This window comes from Mycetohabitans sp. B8 (assembly GCF_021991875.1).
Classification (GTDB): Bacteria; Pseudomonadota; Gammaproteobacteria; order Burkholderiales; family Burkholderiaceae; genus Mycetohabitans.
The window spans coordinates 18,506-35,401 of sequence record NZ_JAHLKR010000002.1 but is presented as its reverse complement, the minus strand read 5'-3'; the positions used below and the strand labels follow the sequence as shown (position 1 = coordinate 35,401).

Below are 16,896 nucleotides of genomic sequence, written 5' to 3'. Positions count from 1 at the left end.
ATCAAGTCTCGCACCTGGAGCGCGGATAGGCGGTGCATTTGAGGGTAGCCATTGCGCCCCCCTACTGCTGCAGCGTCCGGACACGGTCAATCGCCTGTTCGATGCGCTCGACGGCGATTACCTGCAATCCGTCGATTGACTGCTTCGGCGCATTGGCCTTCGGAATCAATGCAATCGAGAAGCCGAGCTTGGCGGCCTCCTTCAAGCGCTCCTGGCCACGCGGGCATGGCCGGATCTCACCGGCCAACCCGACTTCGCCGAACACGATCAGCCCCTTAGGCAACGGCTTGTTGCGCATCGACGAATGAATCGCAAGCAGCACGGCCAGGTCCGCGGCCGGCTCGGCGATCTTCACGCCGCCGACCGCGTTCAGGAAGACGTCCTGATCGAAGCATGCGATGCCTGCGTGCCGGTGCAGCACCGCGAGCAGCATCGCAAGCCGGTTTTGCTCCAGGCCGACAGCCAGCCGGCGCGGGTTCGGCACGTGCGCCGTATCGACTAGCGCCTGCACCTCCACCAGCAACGGCCGCGACCCTTCTTGCGTAACCAGCACGCACGAGCCGGGAACCGTATGCTCGTGCTGCGACAAGAACAACGCCGACGGATTAGCCACGCCGCGCAGCCCGCGCTCGGTCATCGCGAACACGCCGAGTTCGTTGACCGCGCCGAAGCGGTTCTTGAACGCCCGCACGAGCCGGAACGATGAATGGGTGTCGCCTTCAAAATACAGCACCGTATCGACGATGTGCTCGAGCACCCGCGGCCCGGCAAGCGCGCCCTCCTTCGTCACGTGGCCAACCATGATGATCGTCACGCCAGATTGCTTCGCGATCCGCGTCAATTGCGCCGCACACTCACGCACTTGCGCTACGGAGCCGGGCGCTGAACTCAGCGCATCCGAGTAAATGGTCTGGATCGAATCGACGACGGCAATATGCGGCTTGACAGCATCAATCGTGGCTTGCAGCTTCTCGAGTTGAATCTCTGCCAGCAGTTGCAACTCACCGGCCCGGCTGGCGTGCGCGTCGAGCAAGCCGAGCCGCTGTGCGCGCAACGCGATCTGCGCGCCGGACTCCTCGCCGCTGATATACAGCGCACGCCGCTCGCGCGTGATCTCGGCGAGCGCCTGGAGCAGCAACGTTGACTTGCCGATACCGGGGTCGCCGCCGATCAGCACCACGCCCCCCGCGACCAAACCGCCACCGAGCACACGATCGAATTCACCGATGCCTGTCGAATAGCGCGGCACGTCCGACGCCTCAATCTCGGCGAGCTTGCGCACCGGCTGACTTTTAGCCAGTGCCTGGTAACGATGGTTCGGCGCGGGGCTCGACTCGACCGACTCGATCAGGGTATTCCAGTTGTGGCATGATGGGCATTGGCCCTGCCACTTCGGCGACTGCGCGCCGCAGTCATTGCAGACGTAAACGGTCTTCGTTTTTGCCACGCAACCTACTCCGCGTTATTCTGCGCGCACCGGCACGCGTTGCGCGACGGCACACATTAATTCGTAGCCGACCGTGCCGCACGCTGTCGCGACATCGTCGATCAGCACGTCGGCCCCCCACAGTTGCACCGGGCTGCCAATAGCCGCGCTCGGACACGCGGATAGATCCACCGTCAACATGTCCATCGACACTCGACCGATGACCCGCGTGCGCACACCGTCCACCTGGACCGGCGTGCCCTCGGGCGCACAACGGGGGTAGCCGTCCGCGTAACCACACGCCACGACGCCGATACGCATGCGCTCGCGCGCCTTGAAAGTCGAGCCGTAGCCGACGCTCCCGCCCGGCTCGACCGTCTGCACCGCGATCAGTTCCGAACTCAGCGTCATCGCCGGCTGCAGGCCGAGGCCCTCGATCTCGGCCGAGACGCCGGACGGCGACGCGCCATACAGCATGATGCCCGGACGCACCCAGTCGAAATGCACATGGGGGTGCCATAGCGTCGCAGCCGAGTTCGACAGGCTGCGCGCGCCAGCAATGCCCTCGGCGCCGTGTTCGAACACTTCTAATTGGTGTCGGATGCCCATTTCGCCATCGGCACCCGAAAAATGAGTCATCAACGTGATTTGGCCGACGCTGGGGCACGCGCGCGCGCGTTCCCATGCGGCGCGATACTTGTCGGCCCCATAGCCAAGCCGGTTCATGCCGCTGTTCATCTTCAACTGAATATTGACCGGCTTGGACAAACGCGCCATTTCCAGCATCCGCAATTGGTCGTCACAATGCACGGTGGTGGTCAAGCTATAGCGGTCGATCACGTCGATGTCGGTCGGACGAAAAAAACCCTCCAACAGCAAAATGGGCCCAGCCCAGCCCAATTCACGCAACTTGACCGCTTCCTCGAGGTCAAGCAACCCGAAGCCGTCGGTTGAACGCAGGCCAGGAAACGCGCGCGCCAAGCCATGCCCGTAGGCATTGGCCTTGACAACGGCCCAGAGCTTGGACTTTGGAGCATGGCGGCGGGCAACGGCGAGATTATTGGCAAGCGCTGCGGTGTGAATCGTGGCAAGGAGCGGGCGAGGCATAAATTGGGTGGTTGAATGTCGCTACGAATCAACGATTTAAGTGCACGATCGCCGACGCGATCCGCGTCGGCGAGGCGAGCGCTAATCTGAACCCTCGTATTTTCGTGTTATAAAGCCGTGCACACAACCCATTTCGAGCGGCTCACGCTACGGGTTAGCCCGACAGCGGCTGCCGACAGAGAAATCCAACTCAGCATCAGATGAAGAAAGGTTTTTACACCATTATGGCGGCGCAGTTCTTTTCTTCGCTTGCCGACAGTGCGCTTCTGATCGCTGCGATAGCCCTCCTGAAAGACCTTCACGCGCCGAATTGGATGACGCCGCTGCTGAAGCTGTTCTTCGTGCTGTCTTACGTTGTACTTGCCGCCTTTGTGGGCGCATTTGCAGACTCGCAGCCGAAAGGCCGCGTGATGTTCGTCACCAATACCATCAAGATGGTGGGCTGCGTAACGATGCTGACCGGCGCGCATCCGCTGCTGGCCTACGGCATCGTCGGATTCGGCGCGGCCGCGTACTCGCCGGCCAAGTACGGTATCTTGACCGAGTTACTGCCGCCAGAGCGCTTGGTCGTCGCCAACGGCTGGATCGAGGGAACGACCGTCGCGTCGATCATCCTAGGCACCGTGATGGGGGGGGCGCTGATCAGTCCGCATATCGCGCAACCGTTGCTGCAGCACTTGTCATTCGCCCACACCGCGGCAGAATCGGCGATTGTAGTGATCATGTCCGTGTACGCACTGGCTGCGGTGTTCAATCTGTGGATACCGGACACCGGCGCACGCTACCCCAAACAGCAGCACCAGCCAATCCGGCTGATCCGTGACTTTGCCGAGTGCTTCGGCGCGCTGTGGCGCGACAAGTTAGGCCAGATCTCGTTGGCGGTCACCACATTATTTTGGGGCGCCGGCGCCACGTTGCAGTTCATCGTGCTCAAATGGGCCGAGGTATCGCTCGGCATGACGCTGTCCGAAGGTGCGCTGCTACAGGCCGTGGTCGCGGTCGGCGTGGCCGGTGGCGCGATGCTCGCGGCCACGCGCGTGCCGCTCAAGCGATCGCTCACGGTGCTGCCCGTCGGTATTATGATGGGTCTATTGGTCATGACGATGTCATTCTATACTCGGGAGTTGTTTCCATCCGACTGGGCATGGCACATTGGCCACATTCGCGTGCCCGCCTACCTGATATGCGCGTATGCTTTCCTCATGGTGGTCGGCGGCATGTCAGGCTTTTTCGTCGTTCCGATGAATGCGCTGCTGCAGCATCGCGGACATGTGCTACTGTCCGCCGGCCATTCGATCGCGGTACAGAACTTTAACGAGAATCTGTCGGTGCTCGTGATGTTGTGCCTGTATGCTGTGCTCGTCTGGTTCAACGTGCCGATTCAACTGGTGATTGTGCTGTTTGGCACCTTTGTGTGCCTCACCATGTGGTGCGTGATGCGCCGGCACGCAGCAAACCAACGCGCGTTCGATTCAGTCGCGCTGATCGGCGAGCAGCGGCATTGACGCATGCGTCAATGGCCACCGCGGCGCGGCATCGATGAGTGTTTGAGTGATTTTCGCGCGCTTTTTGCTACGGGGCATATGATTCCGAACGTGCTGACGATTGCCGGGTCCGATCCAAGCGGCGGCGCCGGCATCCAGGCTGACCTCAAGACCTTTTCCGCGCTAGGCGCCTATGGCACCGCGGCGATTACCGCGTTGACCGTGCAAAATACGCGGGGTGTCACCGCAGTTCATCCGGTGTCTGCCGACATCGTTGCTGCGCAACTGGACGCGGTATTTAGCGATCTACGCATCGACGCGGTCAAGATCGGCATGCTGGCGAACGCGGCGATCGTTCATGTGGTGGCCGACGCGCTGGAGCGATACCGGCTGGCGCACGTGGTGCTCGATACCGTGATTGTGTCATCCAGCGGCCATTCGTTGCTCGAACCCAATGCACTTGGCGCGCTGCGCGAGCGATTGTTGCCATTGGCCAGCATCATTACGCCAAACCTGCATGAAGCGGCGGCGCTGCTCGACCAACCCGTCGCCGCCGACGAGGCGCAGATGGCGCGTCAAGGCGATGCACTACACGCGCTGGGCGCCCGCGCAGTGCTGATCAAGGGCGGTCACTTGCCAGGCGACTTCAGTCCAGACTGGCTGATTGAGGCAAGCCGCCATACCCGCCTGGCCGGCGCTCGCGTGAATGTAACCGGCACGCACGGCACCGGCTGCACCTTGTCCGCCGCGATTGCCGCGCTACGCCCCCAGCGGCTAGATTGGGCCAATGCCGTCAGCGATGCAAAAACCTATCTGACCCAAGCCTTGATACAAAGCACGCGGCTTTCGGTCGGGCAAGGTACCGGACCACTGCATCACGGTCATCCATGGTGGTAGCCGTTCTCACCAGGCGACAACGGGCGTGGCGGTCCGCGCGACATACCTCGCGCCGCGAGCGATGCCGGGACGCCATACCGGAACGCCACACAGGGGCGCCATAGAAGAACGTCGCGCAGGGCTACCGTGCAGAGGCAGCCGCGATGTCACGGAATCGTCGTGTACGCGGCCGCGCGTTTGGGCCAGTCATCCGGCACGATAAATCCTCGCGCCAACTCACACCACTCGCCGGCCGGGTTGCCGACGTCCTGGCCGACGTGCACGTCGGCCAGCGCCGCCACCATCAATGGCTGATCCGGCCGATCGCGCCAATAGTCGATACAGCGCATCAGTACAGCGATCGAATCGCGATACACGCGTGGGTCGTTGGCGGACAGCCGCAGCGGCGCCATCCAGCGCAAGCGTGGCACAATCGTCCAGGCGGGCGCGTCGAATACGGGCCATTGCGCGGCGCATGTCCACCAGCCCCGTAAGTGATCCGGCGCGATGGGTACCGGCGCGGCATCGCCGCGCGGCGCGCGGTTCACACTGACGTTGTCCGAATCGCCGACGCCGCTCGGTGCCCAGCGACGGAACAGCCAGCCGCGCACGACCATGGCTGCCTGCCAATGGCCACTGGCGGCCAACGACGCGATTTGTGGATGCTGACTCAGCGCCAACTGGTGGGTCAACAACCGGGTCAGCTTACGGTCGAAGCGGTCGGCCAAATTGGGCCCAACATAGCGAGCCAGCGAACCGGGCGGCCCCCCTGCGTCGAGATAGCACTTGACCGTCAGTTCCCAATGCCACGTCCTTGCGCCGTCATCCTCGAACAGAAAGTCGCACTCTCCCAGTGTGTGCCCGTCAACCCGCACGGGCCGATTCGCGGCGATCAACCGCGTTGCAGGGCCGTGTTGCAGGAAGAAGCCGAGCAGCTGCTCCGCATATAAACCGAGACGAGATTGCGGCCGGGCATCCAGAGCTGCATACAACGCGCGCGGATTGGCGTCGAGCCGCGCCAGCCATGCGAGCGCTTGCTGGCGCTGCCGCGGCTGCACCAGCACAGGTGCCGCTCGAGGGCCGAAATATCGCGCGTCGAGCAACGAGGGCGACAACAGCAGCCACGCCAAATCCCGTACCGCGACGTCGCGATACGCATGGAGCAGATCAACGCAGGGGCTGCGGGCACACGCAGGCATCCGATGCCCCCCGCACTCTCGCGCGGCAGCCGCGAATGCAGCCGGGCCATCCGAGTGCCGCATGCCGCCGCCCTCGTCGGCAGCCGCGCCGGGGACGTGATCATGGCGGCTCAATGCACGACTGTGCGCTTGCGATGAATCGCGCGAGCCAGGCATAGGTCGCTCCAGGATTTGTGCTTGTCGTGTAGGCTGCGCAACAGGTACGCCGGATGATACGTGACGATCACCGGCACGCCTTCATACTCATGTACACGCCCCCGCAACGAAGCAATGCTCGCATCGGTCTTCAGCAAGCTCTGCGCGGCGAACCGTCCGAGCGCGACAATCACGCTCGGCTTGACCAGTGCCACTTGCCGTTTCAGGTAGGGCTCGCAGCGCATCACTTCATCCGGCTCCGGATTGCGATTGCCCGGCGGCCGGCATTTCAGCACGTTCGCGATATAGACGTTGTCGCCGCGCCGCAACTGCAATGCACGCAACATGTTGTCCAACAGCTTGCCGGCCTGGCCAACGAACGGCTCGCCTTGCTTATCCTCGTTCTCACCTGGTGCTTCGCCGACCAGCATCCAGTCGGCCGTCTCGTCGCCGACGCCGAACACCGTGTTCGTGCGTCGTTCGCACAGCCGGCACAGCGTACAGCCCGCTACGCGCGCCTTCAACGCTTCCCAATCCAACATCGGCACCGGTTGCGCGCTTGCGACGGCTCCGCACGCCGATACGGCAGCTTCTTCGCCCTGCCCATCCATTGGCCCAGCCTGCAACGAGTGAGCATCGCCTGATCCAGTCGGCGCGGACCCGGCCGGACTGACCGGCACAGCCGACGCCCGCCGCGCATTCGATACTTCTACCGCCGCTCCGACTCCTTCAGGCGCATGGATGCTCTCAGCCGCTTCGGCTTCCTTAGCCACCTTGGCGCCTTCAGCCCCCGCGACTTCCTCAGCCGCCTCGATTTCTTCAGTCGTCTCGACTCCTACAGCCGTCTTGGCTCTCTGAGCCGCCTCGGTTTCCTCAGCCGCGCTGACTCCTTCAGCCGCCTTGCCGGCTTCACCCGCTGCTCCAGTTGCGCTGCCCTGCGCCCTGGTCACTTCAACGCGCGACCGCGCGGCTTCAACCGACGTGTGGCTTGCTTGAACGGGTGCAGGCGCTGCACGCTCTTGCGCGTCGCAAGCCTGCGCCGTCACATCCGTCGCTTGGAGCGCCTGCGACGGCAGCGCGATGCCGACCTCGCGCATGACGTCCCGAGCCTGGGACAACGCATCACCCCTGGCGTCACCAGGGCGATGAGCCTGCCCCGCGCCGTGGCGGACCCACAACGGCGCAATGCCGAGTTCTTCCAGAATCGCGTCAAGCTGCGCCATTAGCCTGCTCCCGTTCCTTTTCCAGCGGAGCGCCCGCACGCCGCGTGCCGGGCATCGGCTGTCCCTGTGTGAGCCCGCCCTGTGGCGAGACGAGCTGCCGCGGGGCACGCCGCCCCTGTGCGTCGGCGTGCCCCGCGGCAGCGACTGGCGCGACCGACACCTCGGCGTGCAAGCCGTAACGCATCACGATTGCGTCCTCGCGCGTGCGGTGCCGCGCGGGATAGTAATGCTTGCGCCGGCCGATCGCGATGAAGCCAAAGCGCTCATACAGCCGCATGGCACGCTGGTTGGACGGACGCACCTCGAGCAGCACGCTACCGAGCTGGCGCGCAAGCGTGAGGCGCACCGCTTCGCGCAGCAACGCCAAACCAGCGCCGTGGCCTTGCGCGGTGGGCGCCACGCACAGGTTCAATAAGTGCATCTCGTCTACGACTGGCATCAGCACGCAATAGCCGACCAACGCGCCGCTGATGTGCCTCAGGCAGACGCCGAAATAGCCATTGCGCAGTGAATCCTCGAAGTTGCCTCGCGTCCACGGAAACTCGTACGCGTCGCGCTCGACCGCCGCGACCTCGTCGAGATCGCTCTCGGTCATCGGCGTTAGATAGCGCTCGGTCATCAATACACCGCTCATCGTGCCTCCTTCGCCGAATCGTTCAACGCACGGGCCACCGCACGCTCGTCGGTGGTCTGCGCGACCTTGTCGCGCACATACTCGGGCATGGCCAAATGCGCAGGCAACGCGCGGCCCGCCATAAACGCACGCCAGCCAGCCAGCGCCAACGCGTGGGCGTGCGGCATCGCGCATGGGTCGATCACGCGCGCCCGCGCCGCGGCACGCAGCGCGTCCCCGAATACGGAAGATGCATTGCCGGCCAGCGTAAACGGCTCGTCCGGCGCCAGCACGTGGGCGGGTGCGGCGAGCGCGGCAGGATGACACACTCGCCAGTCGGCGAGCGTGTCATCCCACGCAAAATCCGCCCAATAGACCTCGCCCATCCGCGCATCGAGCGCCACGAGCACGCGTCGCACATCCGGATCCGATGCGCGCGCGCGTTCCGCGCAGGCGAGCAACGTGCCGACCGGCACCACCGGCACGCCGAGCCCGAACGCTAGACCTTGCGCCACGCCGGCCGCCGTGCGCAAGCCGGTGAACGAACCGGGCCCCGCGCCGAACGCCACCACGGCGCAATCAGCCAGCGTGAGTGTCGCTTCCTCCAGCACTTCGCGTACCGCAGGCAGCACGCGTGCACTAGAAGCCGGGCCAGTGTGCTCATGGCGGCTGATCACGCGCGGCGAGCCGGCGACATGCGGCAGGTGGAGCACAGCGACCGAGCAAAATTCGGTCGACGTATCGAGGGCAAGCAAGGCATGAGGCGTCATAACCACTATTGTAATGCCGGCCCGCGTCAACTCTGTTATTTGGAGGATTTGCTCCAGCGCATGGCGGCCTGTTCCGACTACACTCAACAGTCCAGATGGATCGACAGGACCAAGGAGGGTCACGATGAGTGAAATCGATGCGCGATTCGCGCAGGCGCAAGACGAAGTTAAGCAATTGCCGGAGCGCCCCAGCAACCTGACGTTGCTGCGCTTGTACGCGCTGTTCAAGCAAGCCACGCAAGGCGACGTGCGCGGCGACAAGCCCGGCTTGGCCGATATCGTCGGTAAGTACAAGTACGACGCCTGGGCCGCGCTGAAAGGCACGCCGCAGGATACCGCCAAGCGCCAATACACCGAGTTGGTCGAATCGTTGAAGAACGGCACCACATCGTAATGCTGCGCACCCACGCCGGCTGGCGCAGCGCGATCTTGCTCGCAACAGGTGGCGCAGCGCAGCAAATTCAGATAGAATCAACGCTTCGCGCGCCGGCGAACTGTATGATTTGGCTGGATCGCGCGTTTTTGCAGCGTTGTGCTCCAATCCCCGTTTAGAAACTGTCCCCTCCCACCTTTGCCCACTTTTGGGTGCGGTTGTAGACCAAGCAAGGTTCGCGTTTCCGCGTTGGGCGGTTCGCACCGTTACAGGTTCTAACATCGGCTCGCATTTCACGAGCCATGCCCGTTTTTCGATCTGGTGAACGGATATCGTTCATCGCATCCGACGATCGTGGCTGCCGATTGGCGCCTCTCGCATTTTTCCGGACCGGTTCGCGCCGCAGGCGCGAAACTCATAGGATCGTCATGACCTCGAATTCCCCCTCGTCACTCGGCGCGCTGGCGCGTGAACTTTTCGGCAACGATGCCCCCACGTCGCACCGCGACGCGCCGGCGGCGCCCGCCCCGGCTGCTGAAGCCGCCCCCGCCACGGCGGTGCACGCAGCCGCCGCCACGCCCGCACTGGATGCGATGGCCACGCCGATGACCGAGCAGCCCGGCCCCGCGGCAAGCGCGGCCGTCGACGCTGCGCAGACTGCCGACACGGCGAACAACGACACGCCCCGCGGCGACGGCTTTGTCGCACTCGGTCTGTCGCCGGAGATCGTCTCCGCGCTGACCGCCGCCGGCTATCAGGCGCCGACGCCGGTCCAGCAGCGCGCGATACCGGCTGCGCTCGCCGGCCGCGATCTGCTGGTCTCGAGCCCGACCGGCTCGGGCAAGACCGCAGCATTCATGCTGCCCGCGATCGAGCGCTTTGCGCAGATGCAAAAAGCCGGCACGCTTGGCCAGCGCGCAAACCCACCCGTGCATCAGGCACAGCGCGGTGATCGAGGCGAGCGCCGTCATCGCCGCGAGCAGCCTGTTGCCAGACCGGCGCTGCTGGTGCTGACGCCGACACGCGAACTCGCGATGCAGGTGACCACCGCGGCGACCACCTATGGCAAGCACCTGCGGCGGCTGCGCACGGTCAGCATTCTAGGCGGGGTCGCTTATGGCCAGCAATTGATGCTGCTGGCGAAGAACCCCGAAATCCTGGTGGCTACCCCTGGCCGGCTGATCGATCATCTCGAGCGCGGCCGTATCGACCTGTCCCAGTTGCAGATGATGGTGCTCGACGAAGCCGACCGGATGCTCGACATGGGGTTCATTGAAGACATTGAGGCGATCATCGATCGCACCCCGGCTACACGGCAAACGCTGTTGTTCTCGGCAACGCTCGACGGCAAAGTGGGATCGCTGGCTCAGCGCTTTCTCAGCGACGCCGAACGGATCGAAATCCGTCGTGAGCCGGAGTCGCGCGCGAACATTGCGCAGTCCATCCACTATGTTGACGACCGTGCCCATAAGGATCGACTGCTGACGCATCTGCTGGCTGACGGCGCGCTTGATCAGGCGATTGTGTTCACCGCGACAAAGAACGATGCGGACGTGATTGCCGCCAGGCTGGCCGAAGACGGCTTCGCCTCCGCCGCGTTGCATGGTGATTTGCCGCAAGGCGCGCGCAACCGGACAATCCGCGCGCTGCGTGAACGACGCGTGCGCGTGTTGGTCGCGACCGATGTCGCCGCGCGTGGCATCGACATACCCGGCATCACGCATGTGTTCAACTACGATTTGCCTAAATTCGCGGAAGACTACGTGCACCGGATCGGCCGGACCGGACGTGCGGGGCGCAGCGGCATCGCTGTCAGCCTCGTGCACCATGCTGAAGTCGGCACCTTGAAGCGAATCGAGCGATTCGTGCGCACGCCGCTGCCTGTCAACGTGATCGCCGGATTTGAGCCCAAGCGGGCACCGTCCACGCGTGCACCGGCGCGTCGCGGCGCGCCGCCGCGCGGCCAAGGGCGAGGTGCCGGCGGTTATCAAGGACGAGGAACGGGCAACGGCTACGGCAACGCACGGCACGGCGCTGGCGGTAGCCAAGGCGGCGGCCGCGATGCCGGCTATCGCGGCGGATTCAGTGATGCCCGCGCCAGCAATGACCGGGGCCGGGGCGGTTTTGCGGATTCGCGCGGGCCGGCGCGCCGTCGGGATGACGATCGCCGTACGTCACGCTACGACGACTGACCGTTCTGACGCGAGCGGGCCGGCAATGGCCCGACGTTCCGAGACGATGGCGCCCCCTGCGGCGCCATTTTTTGCGTCGTACTGGTTACATCGTACCACTAACATTCTGCACTAAATTTCATAATATGAAACTATGATTTGTGTCATAAAAATAGGTAGTGCATGGCAAAAAAATTCTGTTGCAGCATAGAAAATTTAATATCACAATATGAAATAATATCTTTATTTCATTGATTATTATGCATTAAATATACTCAATCAAACCTTTTTCGCCCCTGTTTCGGTCGACGTGGTTTGCCTAAACTCTTATATAAGACTTCACGACACAACGCTTAATGCGGCGTTGGAAACCCGGAGTCGACCAGGCTAACCCATCATTCGAGTCAGGAGAACGCTATGTCTCGCCAACAGGAAGCTCAGAAACTGCAGGCCCAGTGGGAAACCGATTCGCGCTGGAAGGGCATCAAGCGCGGCTACACTGCAGACGATGTGATTCGCTTGCGTGGCTCGGTACCGGTCGAGCACACGCTTGCCCGGCGCGGCGCCGAAAAGCTGTGGAGGCTGATGAACGAAGCGCCGTTCGTCAACGCGCTTGGCGCATTGACTGGCAACCAAGCAATGCAACAGGTCAAGGCCGGGTTGAAGGCAATCTACTTGTCAGGTTGGCAAGTCGCGGGCGATGCTAACGTCGCCGGCGAAATGTATCCGGACCAATCGCTGTACCCGGCCAACTCGGTGCCACTGGTCGTCAAGCGCATCAACAACACGCTGGCCCGTGCTGACCAGATCCAATGGTCCGAAGGCAAGAATCCGGGTGACGAAGGCTACATCGACTTCTTCGCACCGATTGTCGCGGACGCCGAAGCCGGCTTTGGCGGCGTGCTAAACGCATTTGAGTTAATGAAGGCGATGATCGAGGCAGGTGCGGCCGGGGTACACTTCGAGGATCAACTTGCCTCCGTCAAAAAGTGCGGTCACATGGGCGGCAAGGTGCTGGTGCCAACCCGCGAAGCGGTGGCCAAACTCATTTCAGCGCGGCTAGCGGCCGACGTCAGCGGCACACCGACGGTATTGGTGGCCCGCACCGACGCGGAAGCCGCCGAGCTGATCACCTCCGATATCGACGACAACGACAAGCCGTTCCTCACTGGCGAGCGCACGGTTGAAGGCTTCTTCCGCACCCGCCCGGGCCTAGAGCAAGCGATCTCGCGCGGCCTGGCATACGCACCGTATGCCGACCTCATTTGGTGCGAGACCGGCAAGCCGGACCTGGAATACGCGAAGAAATTTGCCGAGGCCATCCACAAGGCATTCCCGGGCAAGCTGCTGTCGTACAACTGCTCACCGTCGTTCAACTGGAAAAAGAACCTGGACGATGCAACGATCGCAAAGTTCCAGAAGGAACTCGGCGCGATGGGCTACAAGTTTCAGTTCATCACGCTGGCTGGCTTCCACAGCCTAAACTACTCGATGTTCAACCTCGCCTATGGCTACGCGCGCAACCAGATGAGCGCCTTTGTTGAGTTACAGCAGGCCGAGTTCGCCGCAGCCGAAAAGGGTTTCACCGCGGTCAAGCACCAACGTGAAGTCGGCACCGGCTACTTCGACGCGCTCACGCAGACGATCGAGCGCGAAGCATCGACGACCGCACTGCATGGCTCCACCGAAGATGAGCAGTTCTTCGACAGTAAGAAAGTCGCGTAAGCTACGTCGGCTGACCGCCTCGACAATAAAATCACCTGCGCGCACAGCCATGCCGAGGGCGGTGCTGTTCGACGCATACAGCCCCCTGCTCGATGTGCGCTTGATCGTCGCGGAATCAATTTGACCTAACAAGGAGAAACCATGGCCCACCCGGCTCTCTCGCTGCCCGAAGGCGTGCAAATTCATGCCCCGCTCAAGCCCGGCTTCGATGCGATCCTCACGCACGACGCACTCGCGCTGGTTGCCCAGCTTCACCGCCAATTTGAAGCGCGCCGCCAAGCCCTGCTGGCTGCGCGCGCGGAGCGTGCAAAGCGGTTAGATGCCGGCGAGCGGCCTAACTTTCTGCTCGAGACCCAAGCCATTCGAGATGGAGACTGGACTGTCGCGCCGCTGCCTGCCGACCTGCAATGCCGTCGTGTCGAGATCACGGGGCCGGTCGAGCGCAAAATGATCATCAACGCGCTGAACTCTGGCGCAGACGCGTACATGACCGACTTCGAGGACGCTAATGCGCCGAATTGGGACAACCAAATCCAAGGCCAGATTAACCTGAAAGACGCGGTACGACGTACGATCTCGTTGGAGCAGAACGGCAAGTCATACCGGCTCAACGACAAGATCGCGACGCTGCTGGTGCGCCCCCGCGGTTGGCACCTCGACGAGAAGCATGTGACGGTCGATGGTCAACGCGTGTCCGGTGGTCTGTTCGACTTCGCGTTGTTCCTCTTGCACAACGCCAAAGAGCAACTGTCGCGCGGCACTGGTCCGTATTTCTACCTGCCGAAGATGGAAAGCCACCTAGAAGCGCGGCTGTGGAATGATGTTTTCGTCACCGCGCAACAGGCAGTCGGCATCCCGCGTGGCACGATCCGCGCGACTGTACTGATCGAGACCATCCTCGCCGCATTCGAGATGGACGAAATCCTGTACGAACTGCGTGAACACAGTGCTGGACTGAACGCCGGGCGCTGGGACTATATCTTCTCGGCGATCAAGAAATTCAAGACCGACAACGACTTCTGCCTCGCCGATCGTGCCCAGGTGACGATGACTGCGCCTTTTATGCGGGCGTATGCGTTGCTGCTGGTCAAAACCTGTCACCGACGCAACGCGCCGGCGATTGGCGGCATGAGCGCGCTGATTCCAATCAAGAACGATTCGGCCGCCAACGACAAGGCGCTGGCCGGCGTGCGTTCAGACAAGGCCCGAGATGCGGGCGATGGCTACGATGGCGGATGGGTCGCCCACCCTGGTCTGGTGCCGATCGCGATGGAAGCGTTCGTCAAGGTGTTCGGCGACAAAGCCAACCAGATCAGCAAGCAACGCGACGACGTGCAAGTCACCGCCAAGGATCTGCTCGACTTCCGTCCGCAAGCGCCGATCACCGAAGCCGGCTTGCGCAACAACATCAACGTGGGCATCCATTACCTTGGCTCGTGGCTGGCTGGCAACGGCTGCGTGCCAATCCACAACCTGATGGAAGACGCGGCGACCGCCGAGATCTCGCGTTCTCAGGTGTGGCAGTGGATCCGCTCGCCGAAGGGCAAGCTCGATGACGGCCGCAAGGTGACCGCGAAACTCGTGCGCGCGCTCAGCGTTGAGGAACTCGCCAAGGTCAAGGCCGTCGTTGGCGGCGATACTGCGCCATACGATTGGGCCGCGCAGATCTTCGAACAGATGTCGACGTCGGACACGTTCACCGACTTTCTGACGCTGCCGCTATACGAAGCGATCTGACGATCGGATTGCTGGTAAGTCAGTATGACTTTCCGTGAGACAGTGATAATTTTTTGCAATTTTTTCAGCTGCCGTAGCCATTAGCACTCCTTACCATATTTAACTGATATTCAACTACATTCCATATCAAACAAAGATGCATTACTTATCTCTGCTCGGAGCAAACGGTTGCTTATACGCCAATTCGTATGAGATGTGCCTTTTCACTCCACACTGGCATCCCTCTCGTTAACGCCTAAACTACTGCACTCGCTTGCATCATTTAATTAAAATTTATGATCTGTCGTTCGCTATAGTGGGCAACGTTGCTCGAGCAGACGTCGGTGCACCATTCATCGTTTGTGTCGTCACATGCGTGTCCGGATCGGTCGCGAAGCTGGTAATCACCGCCGCCTGCTTGGTTGCCGTCGAAGATGAGCCAAAAAAGAATTCTTTTGCGCCCAACACCATCGCGATCAGCACCCCCTCAATATTGCCGAGCACGCCAAAGGCGACCGGATTGACGGGGATGCGAGAGAACAGCAACCAGAAATGCGCGCCAATCACCAAAAATAGGCCAACTGTGTACAGATAGGCCAGGTTACGCGGAGTGTGATCGTGTTCAGTTAAAGCCATTTGCCGGGCATTAGCGCGATCGGCTGCATTCGTCTTCGCAGTTTCCACGTTGGCCGTAATGCGCGTCTTTTCCACATCCGCTGCAATGCGCTCCAGATCAACCTGACTCTCAACGATCGACTCCTGAAACCGGTAGGCAAGATCTGGGTTTGCCTGGATCGCGGCCAGTGCCTGTTCCGGGGTGCTCGTGCCCGTGACAGTTTGGGCGATATTGACCACTTTTTGGGCCACTTGCTCGGCTTGACTGCCGCCAATCCAATGCGCGATCTGCGGCGCGAATTGTGCGAGTGCAAGAACAATCGGTAACATGGTCAACCTCCAGCCACTCTTAAGTTAGTCGCGATGCGTCGCGCCCAGCCGCGGCCAAAGCTTGGCCAAGCTTGCAGTGCGGTCAAGTAAGTCAAGCGCGCGGCAATAAAACGCATAATGAAAAGCTCAGGATCAACGGCCTGCACCGCAGCGATCGTCTTGGGCCCAAGTTTGCCGTCGGCGAATGCGCCACTGGCCTGCTGCATCCAGGTAACAACGTGACCACCGTTGTAATTGGCATCAAAAATTTGAAACGCGACCCGTGCGTCATAGCGGTCACAGTGCAATGGATCCCAGTACAGGGTCTTGGCGATCTGTTTCGCTGTCTCACGCGGTAACTCCTGCATCGGGCCAGTATAGCCCCATGCGCGCGCGACGCGCTGAGTCACGCCCCACATCGTCTCCCCCCCTGGATCCTGAGGGTTATTGGAATAACCGCCTTCATTGCCAATAAGCTTATCGAATGCATCGTCGAAAACGCTCATACTTCTCTACCAGGAAAAGGAACAATCTCGCTTCACACACAAAGCGATAAGCGATTCATGCGTCAGATTTTTTAAAGCACCGCATCACGCCGACAAACATCAGCGTGAGTCGTTAAACAATGAGCAGGAAAGTGAATATGCTTGATCAGTCATCACGCGGCGTTACCGCCGTATTCGTAAAACTGACAGTAGGGGAAAGAGGCTAGGTGCGTACTGCGTACCTGAGGAAAGTGTCGTTGAGTCAAGCCAGTATTCGCTTTCATTATCGTGTTCCAAACATCGCTTGCATGGATCGAAGACCGCGGTACTGCACCTGCCTCAGCGAATCGTCATGCCTCATTTCGCTGCGCGCCCCTTCGTTCGGACGAAGGGAAATTTCTCACAAGTTCAAAAAAATTTCAAGCTTTTTGAACTGCGTCATTTGTCCCATCATGCCATCACGCTATTGGCATACCGCTTACGTCGCCCAGATGCAGTGCACGATTGACCGCCTCCAGGTTCTTGAGCAACTGACACCGCTGATGCATCACCAGCTTGGCCAGTACATAGTGCAAACGTGATAACCGCTCGAGCATCCTAGCAACTTACGATCCGAGTGGTTCATCCGCCCGCATATTTTCGATAGATTCAAGTCCATTTTACAAAGCG

14 protein-coding genes and 1 pseudogene are annotated in these 16,896 nt (G+C 61.5%); 6 read left to right on the top strand and 9 right to left on the bottom strand.

The features are described 5' to 3' along the window. Positions 1-61: 61 nt before the first annotated feature. Both radA and alr read right to left on the bottom strand, forming a co-directional pair. Positions 62-1,447, bottom strand: coding sequence for a DNA repair protein RadA (radA, locus tag KQH60_RS01130; RefSeq protein WP_237574728.1), 1,386 nt, complete (start codon positions 1,445-1,447; stop codon positions 62-64). Between the two features lie 15 nt (positions 1,448-1,462). Beyond that, complete coding sequence (gene alr / locus KQH60_RS01125) at positions 1,463-2,533, bottom strand: alanine racemase (protein WP_237574726.1); 1,071 nt, start codon at positions 2,531-2,533, stop codon at positions 1,463-1,465. Positions 2,534-2,733: 200 nt separating this feature from the next. Between alr and lplT the strand changes: the two genes are divergently transcribed. Both lplT and thiD read left to right on the top strand, forming a co-directional pair. Further along, a complete protein-coding gene (gene lplT, locus KQH60_RS01120) occupies positions 2,734-4,038 on the top strand; it encodes a lysophospholipid transporter LplT (protein WP_237574725.1) in 1,305 nt (434 codons plus the stop codon). A 78-nt stretch (positions 4,039-4,116) separates the two neighbouring features. Continuing rightward, on the top strand, positions 4,117-4,914 hold the full coding sequence (thiD, locus tag KQH60_RS01115) for a bifunctional hydroxymethylpyrimidine kinase/phosphomethylpyrimidine kinase (protein WP_237574768.1): 798 nt from the start codon (positions 4,117-4,119) through the stop codon (positions 4,912-4,914). 146 nt (positions 4,915-5,060) lie between these two features. Here the strand turns inward: thiD and KQH60_RS01110 are convergent, their stop codons facing one another. The 4 genes and pseudogenes from KQH60_RS01110 to tsaB all read right to left on the bottom strand — a co-directional run bounded on the left by KQH60_RS01110 (position 5,061) and on the right by tsaB (position 8,833). Next, complete coding sequence (locus KQH60_RS01110; RefSeq protein WP_237574767.1) at positions 5,061-6,092, bottom strand: DUF1853 family protein; 1,032 nt, start codon at positions 6,090-6,092, stop codon at positions 5,061-5,063. 110 nt (positions 6,093-6,202) lie between these two features. Continuing rightward, entirely contained in the window at positions 6,203-7,450 is a 1,248-nt protein-coding gene (locus tag KQH60_RS01105; RefSeq protein WP_237574723.1) for a uracil-DNA glycosylase, read from the bottom strand. Positions 7,451-7,628: 178 nt separating this feature from the next. Further along, a pseudogene (gene rimI / locus KQH60_RS01100) lies at positions 7,629-8,084 on the bottom strand (ribosomal protein S18-alanine N-acetyltransferase); the annotation flags it as partial. Further along, positions 8,081-8,833 carry a tRNA (adenosine(37)-N6)-threonylcarbamoyltransferase complex dimerization subunit type 1 TsaB gene (gene tsaB, locus KQH60_RS01095; RefSeq protein ID WP_237574721.1) on the bottom strand — a complete coding sequence of 251 codons (753 nt, stop codon included), beginning with the start codon at positions 8,831-8,833 and terminating at the stop codon, positions 8,081-8,083. The gene tsaB and the pseudogene rimI, both read right to left, overlap by 4 nt. Positions 8,834-8,957: 124 nt before the next feature. Here tsaB and KQH60_RS01090 point away from each other — a divergent pair, with 124 nt between their 5' ends. The 4 genes from KQH60_RS01090 (at position 8,958) to aceB (ending at position 14,839) form a co-directional block, all read left to right on the top strand. Then, positions 8,958-9,227 carry an acyl-CoA-binding protein gene (locus KQH60_RS01090; RefSeq protein WP_237574719.1) on the top strand — a complete coding sequence of 90 codons (270 nt, stop codon included), beginning with the start codon at positions 8,958-8,960 and terminating at the stop codon, positions 9,225-9,227. A gap of 281 nt (positions 9,228-9,508) precedes the next feature. Then, on the top strand, positions 9,509-11,398 hold the full coding sequence (locus KQH60_RS01085; RefSeq protein WP_237574718.1) for a DEAD/DEAH box helicase: 1,890 nt from the start codon (positions 9,509-9,511) through the stop codon (positions 11,396-11,398). A gap of 396 nt (positions 11,399-11,794) precedes the next feature. Then, the gene (gene aceA, locus KQH60_RS01080; protein WP_237574716.1) at positions 11,795-13,102 is read left to right on the top strand and encodes an isocitrate lyase; all 1,308 of its coding nucleotides are present in this window, start codon (positions 11,795-11,797) and stop codon (positions 13,100-13,102) included. 141 nt (positions 13,103-13,243) lie between these two features. Continuing rightward, positions 13,244-14,839 carry a malate synthase A gene (gene aceB / locus KQH60_RS01075; RefSeq protein WP_237574715.1) on the top strand — a complete coding sequence of 532 codons (1,596 nt, stop codon included), beginning with the start codon at positions 13,244-13,246 and terminating at the stop codon, positions 14,837-14,839. A 273-nt stretch (positions 14,840-15,112) separates the two neighbouring features. Here aceB and KQH60_RS01070 read toward each other — a convergent pair whose 3' ends face one another. The 3 genes from KQH60_RS01070 to KQH60_RS01060 form a co-directional block, all read right to left on the bottom strand. Then, the gene (locus KQH60_RS01070; protein WP_237574765.1) at positions 15,113-15,763 is read right to left on the bottom strand and encodes a hypothetical protein; all 651 of its coding nucleotides are present in this window, start codon (positions 15,761-15,763) and stop codon (positions 15,113-15,115) included. Positions 15,764-15,765: 2 nt separating this feature from the next. Continuing rightward, positions 15,766-16,248, bottom strand: a complete 483-nt coding sequence (locus KQH60_RS01065) for a glycoside hydrolase family 108 protein (protein WP_237574713.1) — start codon at positions 16,246-16,248, stop codon at positions 15,766-15,768. Positions 16,249-16,685: 437 nt separating this feature from the next. Continuing rightward, entirely contained in the window at positions 16,686-16,823 is a 138-nt protein-coding gene (locus KQH60_RS01060; protein ID WP_237574711.1) for a hypothetical protein, read from the bottom strand. Positions 16,824-16,896: the final 73 nt, after the last annotated feature.